Here is a 20,192-nt window from a genome sequence, read left to right as displayed (position 1 = left end):
CCGGACGCTACTGGTTCTGCCCGCCCAGCATGAAGAGCAGGTAGAGGAAGCCGGCGAAGAGGTGTCCGGCGATCAGATAGGCGAAGAGGCGGAGGACGAGACCCTTGGGGAACTTGCCCTCGCCTCGCTCTTCGCCGGTGACAGGTCGTGACTTCTCGGACATATCCATCCTTTTCTGCCGAAGGAAGTGCGCGGGATCAGCGTCGGTGCGGCGTACCGTCGCCGAGACACAGCTCGGCCACGGGACTCTGCATCAGGGTGTGGACGAAGAGCAGCTCGGCCCCGCCGGGGGTCGCGGCCCCGATCCGGTGCGGGGTGAGCGAGTCGAAATGCGCGCTGTCCCCGGGATCGAGGACATGGACGGTCTCGCCGAGCGCGAGCCGCACCCGGCCCTCCAGGACGTGGATCCACTCCTCGCCTGGGTGGACGCGCACGATGTCGGCCCGGGTGGCGTACGGCACGTGGACCCGCAGGCACTGCAGGGCGCGTCCGGCGCCGCCCGCCTGGCGGTAGATCCAGCCGTCGGCCTCGACGGGTTCGGAGCGGCCGGCCCGGACGACGGGGTCACGCTCGGGCGGCGCCTCGCCGAGGAGCTCGGAGACCGTCGTACCGTAGATACGGGCGAGGGCGAGCAGCATCGGGAGCGAGGGCTGCCGGTTCCCCGTCTCCAGGCGCGAGAGGTGGGCCGGCGAGAGACCGGCCCGCTGGGCGGCGGCCTCCAGGGTGAGTCCCCGGCGCCGGCGCAGGGCCCGCAGCTGCGGGGCGACGTCGGGCAGGACGCCGGACGGGGCGTCGGGCGGGACATCGCTCGGGGCGGCGTCGGGCGGGACGCCCGGGGTGGCGGGGTCCGGGGAGCCTTCCCCGGGGACGTGGTCCATGCGTCCATTCCGCCAGGAACATGCCTCTGAGGCAAGTTTCTTGCCTCAGAGGCAAAAGCTCTCGGCCGGAATCGGCCGCGGACGGCTCAGCGCTGTGCGACCGCCTGCTTGACCAGTGTCCTCCCGAAGTCCCACATCAGCCCGCCACCGCCGTGGGCCTCGTCCATGACCGCCGTGAAGGCGGTGACGAACCGGTCCACGTCGGCCTCGTCGATGACCAGTGGCGGGATCAGCTTGATCACCTCCAGATGGTCCCCGGAGACCTGGGTGAGGATCCGGTGCCGCTGGAGCAGCGGGACGACGACCATCTGGGCGAAGAGACCCTTGCGGGCCGCCTGGAGCATCGTCCAGCGCCCGCGGAGTCCCAGGGAGGACGGGCGTCCGAACTCGATGCCGATCATCAGTCCCCGACCGCGGATCTCGTGGAGGAGTTCGTAGCGGGGCACGAGCTCCTTGAGGCGCCCGGAGAGAAGATCGCCGATCCGGCGCGCGTGCGCGACCGTCCCCTCGTTCTCCATGACCGAGAGCACGGCGAGCCCGGCCGTCATGGCCTGCGCGTTCGAACCGAAGCTCGCCGAGTGGACCAGGACCCGGTCCATCGACGAGTAGACCTTCTTGAAGATCCAGTCCTTGCCCAGGGTGGCGCCGACCGGCACATAGCCGCCGGAGAGCGCCTTGGCGACGCAGACCAGGTCCGGTTCGACGCCGTCCTCGTGCTGGTAGGCGTAGAAGTCGCCGGTCCTGCCGAGGCCGGTCTGCACCTCGTCGGCGATGAGCAGGGCGCCGTGCCGGTGGAGCAGCTCCTGGGCGGCGCGCAGAAAGCCCGGTGGGGCCTCGTGGACGCCCTTGCCCTGGATGGGCTCGACGACGAAGGCGGCCACGTCGCCCTTGCGCAGCTCCCGCTCCAGGGCGTCGAGGTCGCCGAGCCCGATCGCCGTGTCGGGCAGCAGGGGGGCGAAGCCGTCCCGGAAGCCGTTCTCGCCGTTCACGGAGAGGGAGCCGGTGGTGAGCCCGTGGAAGGCGTGGGCGCAGTAGAGGACCCTGGGCCGCCCGGTGGCGTACCGGGCGAACTTCAGGGCGGTCTCCACCGCCTCCGTGCCGCTGTTGCCGAAGAAGACGCGGTCGAGGTGCGGGCTGTGGGCGAGGAGCCGCTCGGCGAGGAGTCCGGGGAGCGGCTGGCAGTCGAAGCGGGTGAGGTCGGCGAGCTGGGCGTCCAGGACGTCGTGGAGCGCCCTGCGGACGACGGGGTGGTGCCGTCCGAGGCCCATCACGCCGAAGCCGGCGAGCATGTCGAGGTGGTCGACGCCGTCGGCGTCCCAGAAGTGGGCGCCCTCGGCCCGCTCGTACACCTTGTCGAAACCGATGGTGTGGAGCATGCGCGGCAGCTGGTGGTTGAGGTACCGGGCATGGAGCTCGTACCGCTCGCCGCCGCGCTCGGCGAGCAGCGCCCTCAGGTCGAACTCGCCGCTCATCGCTCCCCCGTCCTCACGCGTTGTTCCCGGAGACGGTCTCCCGGACCGCGCGGAGGGATTCCTTGAGGGAGCCCATGGTGGCGAGGACGGCGGTGGGCTCGTAGCCGCAGTGCGCCATGCAGTTGGCGCAGCGCGGGTCCTTGCCGCGGCCGTACTTGTCCCAGTCGGTGTCCTCGATGAGTTCGCGGTACGTGGGGACGTATCCGTCGCTCATGAGATAGCAGGGTCGCTGCCAGCCGAAGAGCGAGTAGTTCGGAATGGCCCAGGCGGTGCACGGGAAGTCCGCCTTTCCTTCCAGGAAGTCCAGGAAGAGCGGCGAGTGGTTGAGCCGCCAGCGGCGCCGGTTTCCGCCCGCGAAGGCCTTCTTGAAGAGTTCGCGGGTCTGCTCGACGCCGAGGAAGTGTTCCTGGTCGGGGGCCTTCTCGTACGCGTACGCGGGAGAGATCATCATCTCGTCGACCTGGAGGTCGTCGTTGAGGAAATTGAGGACCTCGATGATGGTCTGCGGGGTGTCGGTGTTGAAGAAGGTCGAATTGGTGGTGACACGGAAACCGCGCCGCTTGGCCTCCTTGATGGCCGCCACCGCCTCGTCGAACACGCCTTCCTTGGCGACGGACTCGTCGTGCCGCTCGCGCAGGCCGTCGATGTGCACGGCGAACGCGAAGTACGGGGAGGGGGTGAAGTCCTCCAGCTTCTTGCGCAGCAGCATGGCGTTGGTGCAGAGGAAGACGTACTTCCTCTTGGCCACCAACTGGCGCACGATCTCGTGGATCTGGGGATGCATCAGGGGCTCGCCGCCCGCGATGGACACCATGGGGGCGCCGGACTCCAGGACCGCGCCGACCGCCTGGGCGACCGGCATGCGCTGCTTGAGCACACCTGCCGGGTGCTGGATCTTTCCGCAGCCCTCGCACTTGAGGTTGCAGGCGAAGAGCGGCTCGAGCTCGACGATCAGCGGGAACTTCTCACGCTTGCGGAGCTTCTGTTCGAAGAGGTAGGTCCCGACCCGGATGGACTGACGGAGCGGCATGGCCATAACTCGCTCACCTCCTGGGGAGCAGCAAAGAACGGTGCCATTCGAAGAATGCGGGAAGGACGGCACGAAGAACACGGAACGCCGATATTCCCCCGCGTACCGTGCCGATCCGGACCAGTTCATGTTCTGGAGCGTCCACGACCACCCGGACGGCCGCAACCGGACGGATGTCCGGCCCGCCGCCGAGACCCGCGGCCGTCCGGGCCGAGACCGCCGTCCGCAGGGTCGCCGCGGACTCCATGTCGACGGCGATCGCGCCGGTGGCCCGCAGGGCGGCCCGCTCGGGGCCGCGCACCACATGGTCGGAGCCGGTCAGCGGCCCGGTGTGGACAGCCCGCCCGGGTACGGCCCTGACCAGGGCCTTCACCAGGAGCTCCGTCCCGGTGCCGGGGGTCGTGCCGTCGGGGCCGCGGGTCTCGTCGGCGACGATCAGGTCCCCCGGATGCATTCCGGGGGCCAGTCCGGCGCAGAAGCCGGAGGCGATGACGGCGGCGTCCCGCCATCCCTCCTCGCCGAGGGCCCGGGAGACCTCACGGCGGGCCCGGTCCGGACCCATGCCCGTACGGAGCACGGTGAAGCGCCCGGGGGCGCCGGCGCGGTCCCCGCTGCGCAGGGCGAGCTGTTCGATGCCGAGCGCGCAGGCGATCAGCAGCGGTGGCGGGGCGCCGGGGCCCGGTTCGCGCCCCATCACCCCTCCTTGCCGGGCGAGGGCTCCCCGTACACATAGCGACCGAGCGCCGTGAGCGGGAACACCAGACGGTAGAGGTGGTAGTTGATGGAGAAGTCCCAGGGGAAGCCCGTTCCGGTGAAGTACGGCTCGTCCCAGGTGCCGTCCTCCCGCTGGGTGGCGGCGAGCCAGGCGACGCCCCGGCGGACGGGCTCGGAGTCGCGCTCCCCGGCCGTGAGGAGGGCGATCAGCGCCCAGGCGGTCTGGGAGGCGGTGGAGACACCGCGTCCGATCCACGCCTCGTCGTGGTACGAGCGCAGGTCCTCGCCCCAGCCGCCGTCCTCGTTCTGGGTGGACCCGAGCCAGTCGACGGCCCGCCGGATCGCCGGATGGGAGCCGGGGAGCCCGGCGGCGGTGAGCGCGGGGAGCACCGAACCGGTGCCGTACACGTGGTTGACGCCCCAGCGGCCGAACCAGGCCCCGTTGGCCTCCTGGTTCGCGAGCAGCCACTCGACGCCCCTGCGGGTACGGGGGTCCTGGGCCAGTCCCTCCCAGGCCAGCATCTCCACCACATGGGCGGTGACGTCGGCGGAGGGCGGGTCGATCACCTCGCCGAAGTCGCAGAACGGCAGCTTGTTGGGGAAGGCGCTGGTGTTGTCGGCGTCGAAGGCGCCCCAGGCGCCGCCCCGCGACTGCATGCCGAGCGTCCAGCGGGCGCCCCTGGCGGCGGCCGCCTCGACCCGCGCGGGGTCGGGGTGGGCGACCCTGCGGAGGGCGAGGAGCACCTCGGCGGTGTCGTCGGTGTCGGGGTAGTTGTCGTTGTGGAACTCGAACGCCCAGCCGCCCGGGGGCAGTTCGGGCCGTCGTACCGCCCAGTCCCCGGTCCGGGTGACCTCTTCGTCGAGCATCCAGTCGACGGCCTTCACCAGCGCCGGGTGGTCGGGGCGGAGCCCCGCGTCGGCGAGCGCGATGGTGGCGAGGCAGGTGTCCCAGACGGGCGACTGACAGGCCTCGACCATCCGTGAGCCGTCCTCGCGCCGGACGGCGAAGCGGTCGAGCGATTCCAGTCCGGCCCGCATCACGGGGTGCCGGAGGTCGTAGCCGAGGAGGTGGAGGGCGATGACCGAGTAGACGGCGGGGGGCTGGATGCCGCCCCAGCAGCCGTCGTTCTCCTGGCGCTCGACGATCCACCGCGCGGCCATGTTCATGGCGGTCCTGCGCAGGGCGCGCGGCGCCACCCGGTGGTAGACGTGCAGGGCCTTGTCGAGCCGCTGGAAGATCCCGTCCCAGCCGGTGGCCGGGGCGAGCGGCCGGGGCGGGTTCGGCCGCTCCGGGTCGGTGTGCAGCTCGTCGAGCGGGAAGGGCGCGGGCCGGACCGGGCGCTTGGCGGAGACGACGGTGAGCGGCACGATCGTCTGCCGTGCCCAACAGCCGAAGTCGTAGATGTTGAGCGGGAACCACTTCGGCAGGAAGAGCAGCTCCGGGGGAAGCTCGGGGAGGTCCTCCCAGCGCCACCAGCCGAAGAGGGCGAGCCAGATCCGGGTGAAGACCCGGGTGGCGGCGATACCGCCCCCGGCGCGGACCCAGGCGGCGGCCCGGGCCATGTGCGGGGCCTCGGGCGGGTCTCCGGCGAGCCGGAGCGCCACATAGGCCTCGACGGTGGCGGAGAGCTCTCCGGGTCCGCCGTAGAAGGTGGCCCAGGCGCCGTCCTCGCGCTGCTCGCGGCGGATGTGGAGGGCCGCGGCGCGGGTGGTGTCGGCGTCGAGGATGCCCAGGAACTGGCGGAGGAGAAGGTCCTCGGCGTCCATGGTGACGTTGGTCTCCAGGTCGCCCTTCCACCAGCCCTCGGGGTCCTGCAGGGCGAGCAGGTGCTCGGCGGCCCGTTCCGCGGCACGTGCGGCGGTCCCGTCGAGGTCCGGTGCCGTGGCACCGGTGTCGTGCGTCGTGCTGGCCGCGGCTGCCCGGGGGCCCACGGCCCCGGCGCTTCCGTCGGTCGTCGCTGTCATGGCTTCCCCTTTGCGCAGTCGGTTTCTTCTGCTTCTACGGGTCTGCCGTCGGCCGGCGCCGGAAGGCACCGGCCGGCGACCGCGAACTCATATCAGGGTGATGGTGATCATCTCTTCCGTACGACCACGAAGTCGGCCAGCGCGGTGAGCTGCGCCCGCACGCGGGCGGGCATGTCCACCTCGTTCAGGGCCTCGATCGCGACGGCGTGCTGGCGGCGGGCCTCCTGGGAGGTCCACTCGCGCCCACCGGCCTCCTCGATGAGGGCCGCCCGGAAGGCGAACTCCTCCTCGGAGAAGGTGTCGAAGTCATTGGACTTGGCGTCCGCGGCGAGCAGCTCGCCCAGCCGCTCGGAGGCCTCTCCGCCGGCGGCGAGGGCGGCGACGACGGGCAGGGACTTCTTGCGCTGGCGCAGGTCGCTCCAGGTCTGCTTGCCGGTGGCCTCCGGGTCGCCCCAGATGCCGAGCAGGTCGTCGACGGCCTGGAAGGCGAGTCCGAGGTGGTACCCGTACTCCTCCAGCTTGTCGGCGGTGCGGTCGTCGGCGCCGCCGAGGACGGCACCGATGGAGACGGCGCAGGCGAGCAGGGCGCCGGTCTTGTTGCCCTCCATCTCGAGGCACTCCTCGACGGTGACCCGCTCGCGGTGCTCGTAGGAGATGTCCTGGGCCTGGCCGTCGATGAGCTTGCGGCTGGCGGTGGTGAGCCTGCGGGTCGCCCGGCCGGCCTCCACCGTGCCGAGCTCCAGCAGGATCTCGTTGGCCAGCGCGAAGAGGGCGTCGCCGACGAGAATGGCCTGCGCGGGGCCGTGCACCTTCCACACGGTGTCACGGTGCCGGCGCTGCTCGTCGCCGTCCATGAGGTCGTCGTGCAGCAGCGAGAAGTTGTGGACGAGCTCCACGGCGACGGCGCCGGGGACGCCGACCTCGGGGGCGGCGCCCGCGGCCTCGGCCGACAGCAGGGCGAGCGCGGGGCGGACGGCCTTGCCGCCGTCGCCGTCGGCGGGGTTGCCCTGCGCGTCGATCCAGCCGAAGTGGTAGGCGGCCACGGTGTCCATGGGCGACGCGAGGCGGTCGACGGCCGCCCGCAGTACGGGGGTGGACAGGGTCCGTCCCCGCTCCAGCAGTGCGGACACGTCCGCGGTGTCGACGGCCGGATTACCCGGCGGCACAGTCGGCACGGTCTCTCCTCTTGTTCCGGTACTCACACTCATGCCGCCTCCTGTAGCGGGTGGTCATGGCGGCGGCCGAGGGCGGAGAGCGCGGCGCCCGCGGCGCTGAAACCACTGCGGACGGCACCCTCCATGGTCGCGGGCCAGCCGGTGGCGGTCCAGGCCCCGGCCAGGTAGAGCCCCGGTGCCTGGGTGCGGGCGCCGGGGCGGAGCCGGCCGACGCCCGGGGTGGGGGCGAACGTGGCCGTCCGCTCCCTGGTGACGAAGAAGTCGCGGATGCCGGCGCCGCGGGCGGCGGGCAGCAGGCGCTCCAGCTCGGGGAGGTACTTCTCGCGGAGGGCGGCGACGGGCTCGTCGATCTCGTCCTGGGCGGCGGACTGGGAGACGGCGAGGTACTGGCCTCCGCCCTTGAGTCCGGAGGAGTCGGTACGGTCGAAGACCCACTGCACCGGGGAGCCGAGGGCGGTGAAGAACGGCCTCTTCAGCACCTTGCGGTCGTAGACGACATGCAGGTTGAGGATGGGCGCGGTGGCGATGTCGAGGAGCCGGTCGGGGTCGTCGAGGGCGCCGTCGGGCAGCAGGTCGTGGGTCTCCTGCTGCGGTACGGCGAGGACGACGGCGTCCGCCGTGATCGTCTCACCGGGTACGTCGACGGCCCAACGCCCGTCCTCGGTACGGGAGATCCGCTCGGCCTTGGTGCGGAGCGCGGTGCGGACGCCGAGGGCGTCGAGCTCCTTCGCGGCCCGGGTGTCGTGGAGTTCGCCGAGCGGGACGTGGGCCCAGCCGATGTCGGCGGCGCCGGGCTCGGAGAGGAGACCGGTCTTGAAGACCATCGCGGCGAGCCCCATGGAGGCCTCCGGCGCGGGGGCGTTGAGGGTGGGGATGCCGACCAGGTCCCAGAGGGCCTCGACGGTCCGCGGGGACTGTCCGTGGCGGCCGAGCCAGGTGGCGAAGTCGATGCCGTCGAGCGCGGGATCGGCGGGGTCGAGCTTCTTCAGGGCGAGCGCGGCCCGGCCTACGGAGGCCCGCTCGGCGAGCGAGAGGTGCGGGTACGTGGCGAGGCTGCGCGCCAGGTGGAGCGGTACCGGGAGGTTGTCGCGCCGGATCCGGCCGAGCCGGGGGCCGCGCGGGTGCGCGACGTCGAGGACGGGGACGTCGAGGCGGTCCTGGAGCGGGGCGAGCCGGGCGCCGTCGACCCGGTCGAGGAACCAGCGGTAGGCGGTGCAGCAGCGCAGATAGACGTGCTGGCCGTTGTCGACGGTGAGGTCGCCCCGGCGGAAGGAGAAGGCGAGGCCGCCGAGCCGGGGCCGGCCTTCGAGGAGGGTGACGCCGACACCGGCGTCGGCGAGCTGGAGCGCGGCGGTGATCCCGGCGAGCCCGCCGCCGACGACGACGGCGTGGGGCTGCCGGGCGTGCTGCTCGATTCCTTCGCGGGTCACGCGGCCTCCGTTCGGGTCGTCGCGGGCAGGGACGCCGAAGCGGCGCCCGGGGTTGCCCGGTGGGCGGGGGCGTACGGGTTCATCAGGCACGCCTCCTGACGGTGCGCCGGGCGATGGTGCGGGTGTCGAGGCCGGAGAGGCCGCGCACCGCGACGTACGCCTTCTCGCGGCCCGGCAGCGAGACGCGGCCGCGCAGGACGGCCTCGGGGTCGCGTTCGATCCGGTCGAGGAGGCGGCGGTAGATGCCGGCCATGGCGGCGACGCAGGCGCCGCTGCGCCGGTCGAGCATGGGCAGCAGCCGGTAGCCCTCGGCGAACAGGGCGCGGGCGCGGCGCACTTCGAAGTGGACGAGGCCGGCGAAGTCGGCGCCGGCGGGCGGGGTGTCGCCGCCGAAGCCCTCGCCGCAACCGAACTTGGCGAGGTCGTCGGCGGGCAGATAGGTCCGCCCGTTGCCGGCGTCCTCGCGTACGTCCCTGAGGATGTTGGTGAGTTGGAGGGCGAGGCCGAGGGTGTCGGCGTACTCGGGGGCGCGGTCGACGCCCTGGGCGCCGGGCTGGGTGCCGAAGACGCCGAGGGAGAGCCGGCCGATCGCCCCGGCGACGCAGCGGCAGTAGACCTTGAGGTCGTCCCAGGTCTCGTAGGTCGCGCCGTGCACGTCCATGAGGACGCCGTCGATGAGTTCGTCGAGGCCGCCGAGCGGGATCGGGAAGCGGCGGGCCGAGTCGGCGAGGGCGACGGCGACGGGGTCGGTGTCGTCCTCCTCGATCCCGCCGGCGCGGATCCGGTCGAGCAGGCCGCGGGTGGCCTCCAGGCGTTCCCGCTTGGCCTCCGGCGGGAGTGTGCCGTCGCCGATGTCGTCGACACGCCGGGAGAAGGCGTACAGCGCGGACATCGCCTGGCGCTTCTCGGTCGGCAGCAGCCGGATTCCGTAGGCGAAGTTCCGCGCCTGCTGTCCGGTGACCGCCTCGCAGTAGCTGTAGGCGGCCTGGACCGGTGCGGACGGCTGGGGCTGTGCCTCCACGGTCGCGCTCACCCCTCTCTCCGCGCCCGGAGCAGAACCGCTCCCACCTGGCGCATCAGGCTCGGCTTGGTGGCCTTCGGTGGGCCGGTCAGCACGTCGAATCCGGCGTCGGTGATCGCGTCGAGCGCGGCGAGGCCTCCGGCGGTGAAGCCGGCCAGGAGGAGGCGGAGCCTGCCGTGGACGCTGCCGACGAGGGGGGTGCCCGCGTGGAGCAGTGCGCGGGCCCGATCCGCCTCGAAGGCGATCAGGGCGCGTACGGAGGCGCCGGCGGTGGGCCGGGCCAGGTCGCTCTCCGTGACGTGGAAGCGCTTGAGGTCCTCGGCGGGGAGGTAGATCCGGTCGTTGCCGAGGTCCTCGGCGACGTCCTGGAGGTGCTCGACGATCTGGAGGGCGGTGCAGATCTCGTCGGAGCGGCGGATCCGCTCGGGGGTGTCGGTGCCGGTGATCGCGAGGACGAGCCGGCCGACGGGGTTGGCGGAGAGCGCGCAGTACGCGAGGAGGTCGTCGTAGGTCTCGTAGCGCCCGACCAGCTGGTCCTGCCGGTTGGCGGCGATCAGGCCGAGGAAGGGCTCGGGGGTGAGCCCGCAGCGCAGCACGGTCGGCCGGAGGCCCCGGAGGAGGGGGTGGCGGGGGGTGCCGTCGAAGACGCGGTGGAGGTCGGCCTCGAAGGCGTCGAGGAAGGCGAGCCGGTCCTCGGCGGCCTCGGGGGCGAGGCCGAGGTGGCGGGCGTCGGCGCCGCCGGGGGCGAGGTCGCCGTCGCCGATGTCGTCGACGAGCCGGGCGAAGCCGTAGACGGCCATGAGGTCGTCGCGCCAGGCCCGGGGCAGGAAGAAGGGCGCCACGGGAAAGTTCTCGTCCGCGGCCTTGCCGAGGGTGGCGCGCGAGGAGGCGTCGGTGCGCGCCTGCCGGGTGTCCGTCACAGGTCACTGCCCGACGGAGGGACGGCGAGACCCTCGTGGAGCTGGAGATTCTGCGTCATGGCCGTCACGTCTCCCGTTCTACACTGCCGATCCAATCCATCCTATTTCGGACACGCCGCCGACCCCTGCCCGTAGAGCCGCCGCCGGAGGCCCGATGGTCGTGGAGTATCGCCCTACTTGCCGCGAAACAGACCGGTCCAGCTTACGTCGTACGACGGCCGTCGCCATTCCGGGGTGCCGGGCGCTCCGGAGCTCACTCGTACGAGTCGTCAACCCGCCTGCGCCGCAGGGGAGTTCGGCTTTCCGGAGGGTTCAGTGGGTGCGCGTGCCGGAGACGACCATGGCGAGGGTGGTGTCGACGACGGCGTTCCTGCGCTGGGCGGACAGACGGCGAAGCGGGCCTTCCAGCAGCAGAAGTGACAGTCCGTGGACGGCCGACCACGCTGCGGCGCCGGAGGCGGGCCGCACGCCGAACCGGGGGGTCCCGGTACGGGCGAGGGCTTCGAGGGCCTCCCGGAGCAGGGTGAACGCGCGGAGTTCGGGGTCGGGGGTCTGCCGGTCCTGCGCCGGCTCGTCGGGCGCGGCCGGGCGGGGCGCGCAGAACGCGGCCCGGTAGAGGCCGGGCTGGTCGACGGCGAAGCCCACGTATCCGCGGCAGAGGGCGGCCACACGGCGTTCCGCGGCGAGGGCGGGGTCGTCGGCGCCGGGCTCGCGGGCGGCCGCCCGTTCCATGGCGTCGGCGAGCAGCCGCTGGGCATGGGTCCTGACGGTGCGCAGGAGTTCGCCCCGTCCGTCGAAGTGCCGGTAGGCGGCGGTGGGCGAGACGCCGACCCGGCGGGCCGCCTCGCGCAGGACGACCCGTTCGGGGCCGCCCTCGGTGGCGAGGTCGACGGCGGCGCAGATCAGCGCGTTGCGCAGGTCGCCGTGGTGGTAGGTCTTTCCCCCCGAGATCGCTGCCATGGACTCATCCTGCCCGATGTTTACCGCATGAACATTCCGGGTCGTGGCGCGACGCGCGGAAAACGGAACCGCCCCCACCGGAAAGGGTGGGGGCGGTTCGGCGGCGGGGAACCCGATCAGCGGGCGGTCTCCCGCTCGTACGCCTTGAGGACCTCTTCCGTGGGCCCGTCCATCAGGAGCTGGCCCTTCTCCAGCCAGAGCACCCGGTCGCAGGTGTCCCGGATGGACTTGTTGCTGTGGCTCACCAGGAAGACCGTGCCGGCCTCCTTGCGGAGCTCGCGGATGCGCTCCTCGGAGCGGATCTGGAACTTGCGGTCACCGGTCGCCAGCGCCTCGTCGATGAGGAGGACGTCGTGGTTCTTGGCGGCCGCGATGGCGAAGCGGAGCCGGGCGCCCATGCCGGAGGAGTACGTGCGCATGGGCAGGCTGATGAAGTCGCCCTTCTCGTTGATGCCGGAGAAGTCGACGATCCCCTCGTAGCGCGAGCGCACCTCCTCGCGGCTCATGCCCATGGCGAGCCCGCCCAGGATCACGTTGCGCTCACCGGTGAGGTCGTTCATGAGGGCCGCGTTGACGCCCAGGAGGGAGGGCTGGCCGTCCGTGTAGACCTTGCCGCTCTCGGTGGGGAGCAGCCCGGCGACGGCGCGCAGCAGGGTGGACTTGCCGGAGCCGTTGGAGCCGATGAGGCCGATGGCCTCGCCGCGATAGGCGGTGAAGGTGACGCCGCGGACCGCGTGGACCTTGCGGACGCCCCGGGTGACCTCGGCCTTGCCGCGGCCGACGATCCGGCTGAGCGCCGCCGTGGCGCTGCCCTTGCCGCCGCCACCGGCGTTGACCCGGTAGACGATGTGGACGTCGTCGCAGATGACGGTGGGAACGTCGGACCGGTTGGTGTTCGTGTCAGCCACGGCCGTACCTCTCCTCGGCCTTCCAGAAGTAGACGAAGCCGCCGATGCCGAAGACCAGGGCCCAGCCGAGGGCGGTCATCCAGACATGGTCCGGCAGGTTCTGCGCGCTGTACCCCTCGATCAGGGCGAAGCGGATCAGGTCCATGTAGACGGCCGCCGGGTTGTACATGAGGATGTCGGCGATCCACGCGGGCTTGTCGGCGAGCATCACCGGGATCGAGAACATCACGCCGGACGCGTACATCCAGGTGCGCATGACGAACGGCATCAGCTGGGCGAGGTCGGGCGTCTTGGCGCCCATCCTGGCCACGATCATGGCGAGGCCGATGTTGAAGACGAACTGCAGGAACAGCGCCGGGATCACCAGCAGCCAGCGGAGCGAGGGGTAGCTGCCGAAGGCCATCGCCACCGCCACGAGCACGATCATCGAGAACAGCAGCTGCTGGAGCTGCTGGAGCGAGAAGGAGATCGGGAGTGTGGCGCGGGGGAAGTGCAGGGCCCGGACGAGTCCGAGGTTGCCCGCGATCGCCCGGACGCCCGCCATGACGGAGCTCTGCGTGAAGGTGAACACGAAGATGCCGGTCACCAGGAAGGGGATGTAGACCTCCTTGGTCATCCCCTGCCCGGCGCCCAGGATCAGTCCGAAGATCAGGTAGTAGACCAGGGCGTTCAGCAGCGGGGTCGCCACCTGCCACACCTGGCCCAGCTTCGCCTGGCTGTACTGGGCGGTCAGCTTCGCCGAGGAGAAGGCCAGGATGAAGTGGCGCCGGCTCCACAGGTCGCGGACGTACTCGAACAGTCCGGGCCTGGCGCCGCTGACCGAGAGGCCGTACTTCGCGGCCAGCGCGGCCGGCGTCAGGCCCTCGTCGACGGACGGGGGCGCGCTCGTCGCGACCGCCCCGCCCTGCTGTGTGTCACTCACAAGTCGAAACTTTCGTGTTCAAGATGCGCGGCACGTCGGTACCACGATGTCAGACGACCGGGGGGCGACCCAGCCGGGTCAGCCGCCACACCGTACGCCACCTCATGGGGCGGCGCGGTCCGCAGGGGGTCGTCCAGCCTGCGCGGAATCCGCCGAACCACGCCTTCAGCGCGGGGAGCGAGGGCCGACGGGCCAGAGTGAGCAGGAGCCAGACGCCGAGATACACCGGCACCAGGGGCGCGGGCAGATTGCGGCGTGCCAGCCAGACTCGGTTGCGGGCCACGTTGAAGTGGTACGAGGCGTGCCGGGAGGGTGCTGTGGTGGGGTGCAGCAGCACCATGTCCGAACGGTAGTCGATCATCCAGTCGGCGTCGAGCGCGCGCCAGGCGAGGTCGGTCTCCTCGTGCGCGTAGAAGAACTCGCCCGGCAGATCGCCGACTTCGGCGAACACCTTGGTGCGGACGGCGTTGGCGCCGCCGAGGAAGGTGGTCACCCGCGAGGAGCGCATCGGGTCGGAGGCGCGCAGCCGCGGCACGTGCCGGCGCTGGGTGGCCCCGGTCTCCGGATCGGCGATCCGGAAGGTGATGATGCCGAGCCGCGGGTCGGCGGTGAAGGCCTGCCGGACCAGCTCGGCGGTGTCCGTGTGGGCGAGCAGCCCGTCGTCGTCCAGGAAGAGCAGGACGTCGACGTCGGTGCCGCCGGGGCCGAAGGCCTCGATGCCGACGTTCCGGCCGGCGGGGATGCCGACGTTCTCCGGCAGGTCGACGGTCCGCACCCCGGCGGGCACCCCGGTGACCGGGGTGCCCTGTCCGACGACGACGACCTCGACGGGGTCGCCCTCCTGCTCGGCGACCGAGTCGATCAGCGCCCGCAGGTCGTCGGGGCGGTTGCCCATCGTGATCACGACGGCCCCCACCTTGAGCGGCGTACTCACGGCCGGCCTCACTTCAGCCTGCTGGAGACCATGATCGACACCAGGTGCAGCACGGTCTGGAGCAGCGCGATGCCGGCCAGGACGGCGACACCGAGACGGGTGAAGAACAGATCGCCCCGGACCTGGTCCGCGATCGCCAGGACGACGATCAGCAGCGAGGCCTCGATGCCGAGGACGAGCCGGTGGAACTTCAGCGCGCCGGCGGCCCTGCGGGCCAGTGCCATGCCGGAGGAGCGCGGCTCGGAGGCGGCCTCCTTGACCGGCGGCAGACCGCCCTGGTGCCGGGCGACGCCGACGAGGTCGGTCTCGGCCTTGATCAGGATGGCGCCGAGGGCGGCCAGGGTACCGAGGAAGGCCCACAGCCAGTCGATCCGGCCCGAGCCCCACAGGTCGGCGGCCCGCAGGCCGAAGCCGACGAGCACGGCCGCGTCGCAGAGGTACGCGCCGACCCGGTCCAGGTAGACCCCGGACAGGGAGAACTGCTTCTTCCAGCGGGCCACCTCGCCGTCGACGCAGTCGAGCAGCAGGTAGAGCTGGACCATGAGCGCGCCGAGCAGCGCCCCGGGGATCCCGGGCACCAGCAGGGCCGGTGCCGCGAGGACGCCCGCGAGGGTCATCACGTACGTGAGCTGGTTCGGCGTGATCCTGGTGCCGACGAGCCGCCGGGTGATCCTGAGGGAGATCTCCCGCATGTACAGGCGGCCGCCCCAGTGCTCCCCGCTGCGCCGGTCCTTCACACCCGGGGGGTGAACGACCGGGCGGAGCTCAGCTACGGATGGCTTTGGCATAGTCGGCGTACGCGTCCCTGATCTCGTCGTCGGACAGGTCGAGGTGTTCGAGGATGGTGAAGCGGCCCGGCCGGGTCTGCGGGGCGAAGGACACCGCCTGGACGAACTCGTCCACGGTGAAGCCCATCTCCTCCGGCAGGACGGGCAGCCCGTGCCGGCGCAGGGTCTCGACCATCTGGGCGGAGCCCTCGTGGGCGCCGCGCAGGTGCATGGCGAAGGCCGCTCCGAGACCGCACTGCTCGCCGTGGCTGGCGGCGCGGGCCGGGAAGAGCAGGTCGAAGGCGTGGCTGATCTCGTGGCAGGCGCCCGAGGAGGGGCGGCTGTCCCCGCTGATCGACATGGCGATGCCGGACATGACCAGGCCCTCGGAGAGGGTGACCAGGAAGTCGTCGTCGCCGACGCCGCCGGGGTGGCGGAGCACGGCCTCGCCGGCGCTGCGGGCCATGGCGGCCGCGAGGCCGTCGACGGGCTCGCCGGTCACCTGGTGCGAGAGCTCCCAGTCCGCGATGGCGGAGAGGTTGGAGATCGCGTCGCCGATGCCGGAGCGCACGAAGCGGACCGGGGCGTCCCTGATCACGTCCAGGTCGATGACGAGGGCGATCGGGGTGGGCACACCGTACGAACCCCGGCCGTTGTCGTTGTCCAGGGTCGAGATCGGGGAGCAGATCCCGTCGTGCGAGAGGTTGGTGGCGATGGCCACCAGCGGCAGCCCGACCCGGGCCGCCGCGTACTTCGTCACGTCGATGATCTTGCCGCCGCCGAGGGCGACCACGGCGTCGTACCGCTTGCCGCGCATGGCGTCGGCGAGCTTCACGGCCTCGTCGATGGTGCCGCCGGCGACCGGGTACCAGTCGGCGCCGGGCAGCTCGGGGGCGAAGTGGTCACGCAGCTTGAGGCCCGAGCCGCCGCTGATGGCGACGGCGATCTTGCCGTTGCTGGAGATCCGCTGGTCCGCGAGGAGCGCGGACAGGTCGTCCAGCGCTCCCCTGCGGATGTCGACGACGACCGGCGAGGGGATCAGCCGGGTCAGTACTGGCACGCGATCTCACGGCCCTTCGCGAGGTCGTCGTGGTTGTCGATCTCGACCCACTTGACGTCACCGATGGGCTCGACGTCGACGGTGAAGCCGCGGTTCACGAGCTCCTGGTAGCCGTCCTCGTAGTACAGGTCGGGGTCGCGCTCGAAGGTGGCCTTGAGGGCGTCGGCGAGCTCCTCGGCGGCCTCGGCCTCGATGAGGGTGACACCGATGTACTCGCCGGTGGCGGTGGCCGGGTCCATCAGCTTGGTGATGCGCTGGACGCCCTTGCCCTCGGCGGTGATGACCTTCATCTCCTCGTCGGCGAGGCTCTTCACCGTGTCGAGGGCGAGGATGATCTTCTTGCCGTCGCCGCGGGCGGCGAGCAGGGTCTTCTCGACGGAGACCGGGTGGACGGTGTCGCCGTTGGCGAGGATCACACCGCGCTTGAGGACCTCACGGGCGCACCACAGGGAGTAGGCGTTGTTCCACTCCTCGGCCTTGTCGTTGTCGACGAGGGTGAGCTTGAGCCCGTACTTCGCCTCCAGGGCCTCCTTGCGGTCGTAGACGGCCTCCTTGCGGTAGCCGACGACGATCGCGACCTCGGTGAGGCCGATCTCGGCGAAGTTCTTCAGCGTTCCGTCGAGGATGGTGATGTCACCGTCGACCGGCACGAGGGCCTTCGGAAGCGTGTCCGTGTAGGGACGCAGACGGCGTCCGGCACCGGCTGCCAGTACGAGGCCGATCATGCTGTTTCTCCTTCGTCGTGAACGGCGGGTGCTCCGGAGGAGACCCAGAAACGGATGGACTCCACGAGCACCACGAGCGCGACGGCGACCGCGAGGGCGGTCAGTGCCAGGGTGAAGTCGTCACCGCGGTCCGCCAGGAGGGCGGCGAGGACGGTCACCAGGAGCGTGCGCCCCTCGTGTCCGCCGGTGACGCGCACCAGCCAGGCGGGCGGCGCGCCGGTGCCTCCGCGGATGCGGTACACCGTGTCGTAGTGATGGTAGGCGACGGCCGCGACCAGCCCGAACGCCGCCGGGAGGGCGTGCGCCGAGTCGGAGCGGGCGGCCAGCACGAGAACGGTGGTGTACTCGGCGGCGCGGAAGAGCGGCGGTACGAGCCAGTCGAGGGCGCCCTTGAGGGGGCGGGCGACGGCCGCGCCGGAGAGGACCACGTAGAAGACCGCGATGATCACGATCTGGCGGTCGCCGAAGGGCCGGGCCAGGACCGTGGCGAGGAGTGCGCCGGTGGCGACGGCCGCGAGCACGACGCCGGGGAGGCGCGGACCGGTGCGGGCGAGGACGCGCGCGACGATCCCGGCGAGCGGGCCGGAGTCCGCGAGGTCGGCCAGGGCCTGGGCGGCCCGGTCGGTGCGCTTCGCCCTGCGGGTCAGGGAGCGCAGGACACGGCCCGCGGTGGTGTAGCAGGCGCCGAAGGCGCAGCCGATGATCAGCGCCCAGAAGACGATCCGGGGGTTGGTGACGGCGGTGAGGACGGCGATCATCGCCCAGCGCTCGCCGATCGGCAGGATGATCATGCGGCGGGCCCACACGGTCCAGCCGAGGCTGTCGAGCCGGTCGGAGAGGGCCGCCGTGGGGCTGGTGTTGGCGGTGGCGTCGTGGTTGGCCTCGTTGAACGAGAAGTCCACCACGTGCCGGCAGGTCATCAGGATCATCGCGCCGAGGGCCAGGGCCCAGACGTCGTCGCCGTTGCGGGCCGCGCCGAGGGCGAGGCCCGCGTAGAGGGCGTACTCCTTGGCGCGGTCGAAGGTGGCGTCGAGCCAGGCGCCCATCGTCGAGTACTTCAGCGCGTACCGGGCGAGCTGCCCGTCGGTGCAGTCCAGGACGAAGGAGACGAGGAGGAGGACGCCGGCGGCGACGTAGCCGCCGCGCTCGCCGGTCGCCGCGCAGCCCGCCGCGATCAGGGCGGTGAGCAGCGACGCGGTGGTGACCTGGTTGGGGGTCAGTCCGCGGCGGGCGCACCAGCGGGCGATGTAGCGCGAGTACGGGCTGATGAAGAAGGTGGTGAAGAAGCCGTCGTGGGCCTTGACCGCCGAGCGGAGGCGTACGGCCTCGTCGTCGACGGCGTCCACGGCGGCGCGGGCCTCGTGGCGGGCCTCGGCGTCTGCGGGGACGGTGGCGACGAGGGTGCCCAGCTGGGGCCGGTGCACGGCGACGCCGTCGGCGTCGAGAGCCTCGGCGAGCGTGCCGGTGAGGTCGTCGGCCCCGGAGGTGCCCGCGGCGGTCAGGGCGCGGGCGAGCGCGGGGCGGGCCCCGCTCTGCGCGGTGAGCGCGCCGGGTGCGGCGGCCGCGGGGAACCGGGGGTCGGTGAGGGCGAGGCGGAGCGCGTGCACATGGCCGACGAACCGGGGGTCGACGAGCGCGACGCGCTCACCCGCGGGGACGGCGGCCAGCAGGGCACCGGCCTCGTCGGCGCCGGAGGCGGCCTTGACGTCGAAGCCGAGCGACCTCAGATCTCCGTCGAGCGAGGATCCGGGTGCCGGCGGACCGGTGAGGATGGCGGTCGACAGACGAACTCACTCCTTGGAGCTGACGGAGGGGCCGGCGGGACCCATGGCGGCCCCGGGCGCGGCGGTGCGGCCCGGCACGGGGCGGCGACACGTCGGCTGAGGCTATCGGATGAACAGAAGCGTGAGTTCACCGAGGCTTCGCGGGCAGGACTCCCCCGGGCCCACCCGTGTCCTCACGGTTGCGCCGCGCCCTGCGGAGATCATCATGGGCGATCGGTGGCCCGCCTCACAAACCACGGTTCCGGCCCCCTGCGGGGCCCTCGGGCGTCACCCTCCCGCCATGGCCGGTCCCGCTCGCATCACCGCAGGTCAGAGCATATGACAACGGTGTTCAGTACCGTGTTGCACATACCCCCCACCCGTAGTTGACTTGCGATTCGGGGCACTCGCGCACACACGATCTGGAGGCCATGTCATGGGGGCTGGACACGACCACGGGCACAGTCACGGCGGCCCGCCGCCGACGGGCACCGCCGGGGCCGCGTACAAGAACCGGCTGCGGATCGCACTCGGCATCACGCTCTCCGTGATGGTGATCGAGATCATCGGCGGTCTGCTCGCCGACTCGCTCGCCCTGATCGCCGACGCGGCGCACATGGCGACCGACGCGGTCGGCCTCGCGATGGCGCTCCTCGCGATCCACTTCGCGAACCGGCCGCCGTCCGGGAACCGCACGTTCGGGTACGCGCGGGCCGAGATCCTGGCGGCGCTCGCCAACTGTCTGCTGCTCCTCGTCGTCGGCGGCTATGTGCTGTACGAGGCGATCCAGCGCTTCATGGAGCCGGCCGAGACCAAGGGCGGTCTCACGATCGTCTTCGCGGTGATCGGTCTGGTCGCCAACGTGATCTCCCTGTCCCTGCTCATGCGCGGCCAGAAGGACAGCCTCAATGTGCGCGGGGCGTACCTGGAGGTGCTCGCCGACGCCCTGGGCTCGGTCACCGTGATCGTGGCGGCCACGATCATCCTGCTCACGGGCTGGCAGTACGCCGACCCGATCGCCTCGATCGCCATCGGCCTGATGATCGTCCCCCGCACGATCAAGCTGCTGCGCGAGACCCTGGACGTCCTTCTGGAGGCCGCCCCCAAGGGCGTCGACATGGCGGAGGTCCGGGCCCACATCCTGGCCCTGCCCGGAGTCGAGGACGTCCACGATCTGCACGCCTGGACGATCACCTCGGGCATGCCGGTGCTCTCCGCGCACGTGGTCGTGGACCAGGGCGCGCTGGACTCGGTCGGCCACGAGAAGATGCTCCACTCCCTCCAGGGGTGCCTGGGCTCGCACTTCGACGTCGAGCACTGCACCTTCCAGTTGGAGCCGGTCGGGCACGCGGAGCACGAGGCGAAGCTCTGCCTGTGAGGACCGGGCCCGCCTGTTAGCCTTTTCGCACGAACGTGTGGAGAGAGGAGCTGAGGTTGATGACCGTCGCGATGGAGGCTGCCCCGAGCGGCAGCACCCGGTCCTCCCTCAGCCTCCGGGTCTCCGGCTGACCTGATCCCGGTTCCCACCGGTCCGTCACGTCGTCGGCC

19 protein-coding genes are annotated in these 20,192 nt (G+C 71.7%); 1 reads left to right on the top strand and 18 read right to left on the bottom strand.

Annotation, left to right across the window (positions count from 1 at the left end):
• Positions 1-7 precede the first annotated feature (7 nt).
• The 18 genes from IE311_RS17595 to IE311_RS17510 all read right to left on the bottom strand — a co-directional run bounded on the left by IE311_RS17595 (position 8) and on the right by IE311_RS17510 (position 18,665).
• Entirely contained in the window at positions 8-163 is a 156-nt protein-coding gene (locus IE311_RS17595) for a DUF6126 family protein (protein ID WP_015037637.1), read from the bottom strand.
• Between the two features lie 34 nt (positions 164-197).
• Positions 198-878, bottom strand: coding sequence for a helix-turn-helix domain-containing protein (locus IE311_RS17590; protein ID WP_229901981.1), 681 nt, complete (start codon positions 876-878; stop codon positions 198-200).
• 86 nt (positions 879-964) lie between these two features.
• The gene (locus IE311_RS17585; protein ID WP_189832647.1) at positions 965-2,350 is read right to left on the bottom strand and encodes an aspartate aminotransferase family protein; all 1,386 of its coding nucleotides are present in this window, start codon (positions 2,348-2,350) and stop codon (positions 965-967) included.
• Between the two features lie 13 nt (positions 2,351-2,363).
• Positions 2,364-3,386 (bottom strand): adenosyl-hopene transferase HpnH, encoded by a 1,023-nt coding sequence (gene hpnH, locus IE311_RS17580; protein WP_189832646.1) that lies wholly within the window; start codon positions 3,384-3,386, stop codon positions 2,364-2,366.
• Between the two features lie 7 nt (positions 3,387-3,393).
• Positions 3,394-4,074, bottom strand: a complete 681-nt coding sequence (locus tag IE311_RS17575; RefSeq protein ID WP_189832645.1) for a phosphorylase family protein — start codon at positions 4,072-4,074, stop codon at positions 3,394-3,396.
• Positions 4,074-6,059, bottom strand: a complete 1,986-nt coding sequence (gene shc, locus IE311_RS17570) for a squalene--hopene cyclase (RefSeq protein ID WP_189832644.1) — start codon at positions 6,057-6,059, stop codon at positions 4,074-4,076. Before shc ends, IE311_RS17575 begins: the two co-directional genes overlap by 1 nt.
• 107 nt (positions 6,060-6,166) lie before the next feature.
• Entirely contained in the window at positions 6,167-7,267 is a 1,101-nt protein-coding gene (locus IE311_RS17565; RefSeq protein WP_189832643.1) for a polyprenyl synthetase family protein, read from the bottom strand.
• On the bottom strand, positions 7,264-8,664 hold the full coding sequence (gene hpnE / locus IE311_RS17560) for a hydroxysqualene dehydroxylase HpnE (RefSeq protein WP_189832642.1): 1,401 nt from the start codon (positions 8,662-8,664) through the stop codon (positions 7,264-7,266). The genes IE311_RS17565 and hpnE overlap by 4 nt, the downstream gene beginning before the upstream one ends.
• An 82-nt stretch (positions 8,665-8,746) precedes the next feature.
• Positions 8,747-9,697, bottom strand: a complete 951-nt coding sequence (gene hpnD, locus IE311_RS17555) for a presqualene diphosphate synthase HpnD (protein ID WP_189832641.1) — start codon at positions 9,695-9,697, stop codon at positions 8,747-8,749.
• Positions 9,694-10,605, bottom strand: a complete 912-nt coding sequence (hpnC, locus tag IE311_RS17550; RefSeq protein ID WP_189832640.1) for a squalene synthase HpnC — start codon at positions 10,603-10,605, stop codon at positions 9,694-9,696. Before hpnC ends, hpnD begins: the two co-directional genes overlap by 4 nt.
• A 312-nt stretch (positions 10,606-10,917) precedes the next feature.
• Complete coding sequence (locus tag IE311_RS17545; RefSeq protein WP_189832639.1) at positions 10,918-11,565, bottom strand: TetR/AcrR family transcriptional regulator; 648 nt, start codon at positions 11,563-11,565, stop codon at positions 10,918-10,920.
• 116 nt (positions 11,566-11,681) lie between these two features.
• Positions 11,682-12,473 (bottom strand): ABC transporter ATP-binding protein, encoded by a 792-nt coding sequence (locus tag IE311_RS17540; RefSeq protein ID WP_189832638.1) that lies wholly within the window; start codon positions 12,471-12,473, stop codon positions 11,682-11,684.
• Positions 12,466-13,395, bottom strand: coding sequence for an ABC transporter permease (locus tag IE311_RS17535; RefSeq protein WP_189832637.1), 930 nt, complete (start codon positions 13,393-13,395; stop codon positions 12,466-12,468). Before IE311_RS17535 ends, IE311_RS17540 begins: the two co-directional genes overlap by 8 nt.
• A 49-nt stretch (positions 13,396-13,444) precedes the next feature.
• Positions 13,445-14,290 (bottom strand): glycosyltransferase family 2 protein, encoded by an 846-nt coding sequence (locus IE311_RS17530; protein WP_189832748.1) that lies wholly within the window; start codon positions 14,288-14,290, stop codon positions 13,445-13,447.
• Positions 14,291-14,337: 47 nt separating this feature from the next.
• Positions 14,338-15,117, bottom strand: coding sequence for a CDP-alcohol phosphatidyltransferase family protein (locus IE311_RS17525; protein WP_189832636.1), 780 nt, complete (start codon positions 15,115-15,117; stop codon positions 14,338-14,340).
• Complete coding sequence (locus tag IE311_RS17520; protein WP_189832635.1) at positions 15,095-16,156, bottom strand: iron-containing alcohol dehydrogenase family protein; 1,062 nt, start codon at positions 16,154-16,156, stop codon at positions 15,095-15,097. Before IE311_RS17520 ends, IE311_RS17525 begins: the two co-directional genes overlap by 23 nt.
• The gene (locus IE311_RS17515; protein WP_189832634.1) at positions 16,144-16,881 is read right to left on the bottom strand and encodes a phosphocholine cytidylyltransferase family protein; all 738 of its coding nucleotides are present in this window, start codon (positions 16,879-16,881) and stop codon (positions 16,144-16,146) included. Before IE311_RS17515 ends, IE311_RS17520 begins: the two co-directional genes overlap by 13 nt.
• Positions 16,878-18,665: a DUF5941 domain-containing protein gene (locus IE311_RS17510; protein WP_189832747.1), complete on the bottom strand. Its 1,788-nt coding sequence runs from the start codon at positions 18,663-18,665 to the stop codon at positions 16,878-16,880. Before IE311_RS17510 ends, IE311_RS17515 begins: the two co-directional genes overlap by 4 nt.
• A 415-nt stretch (positions 18,666-19,080) precedes the next feature.
• On the opposite strand from IE311_RS17510, the gene IE311_RS17505 reads away from it, so the two are divergent.
• Positions 19,081-20,022 carry a cation diffusion facilitator family transporter gene (locus IE311_RS17505; protein ID WP_189832633.1) on the top strand — a complete coding sequence of 314 codons (942 nt, stop codon included), beginning with the start codon at positions 19,081-19,083 and terminating at the stop codon, positions 20,020-20,022.
• Positions 20,023-20,192: the final 170 nt, after the last annotated feature.

The organism is Streptomyces zaomyceticus, from assembly GCF_014656215.1.
In the GTDB taxonomy this organism is placed as follows: domain Bacteria; phylum Actinomycetota; class Actinomycetes; order Streptomycetales; family Streptomycetaceae; genus Streptomyces; species Streptomyces zaomyceticus.
Note: the sequence above shows the minus strand (reverse complement) of the source record. Positions and strands in the feature narration are given on the sequence as shown.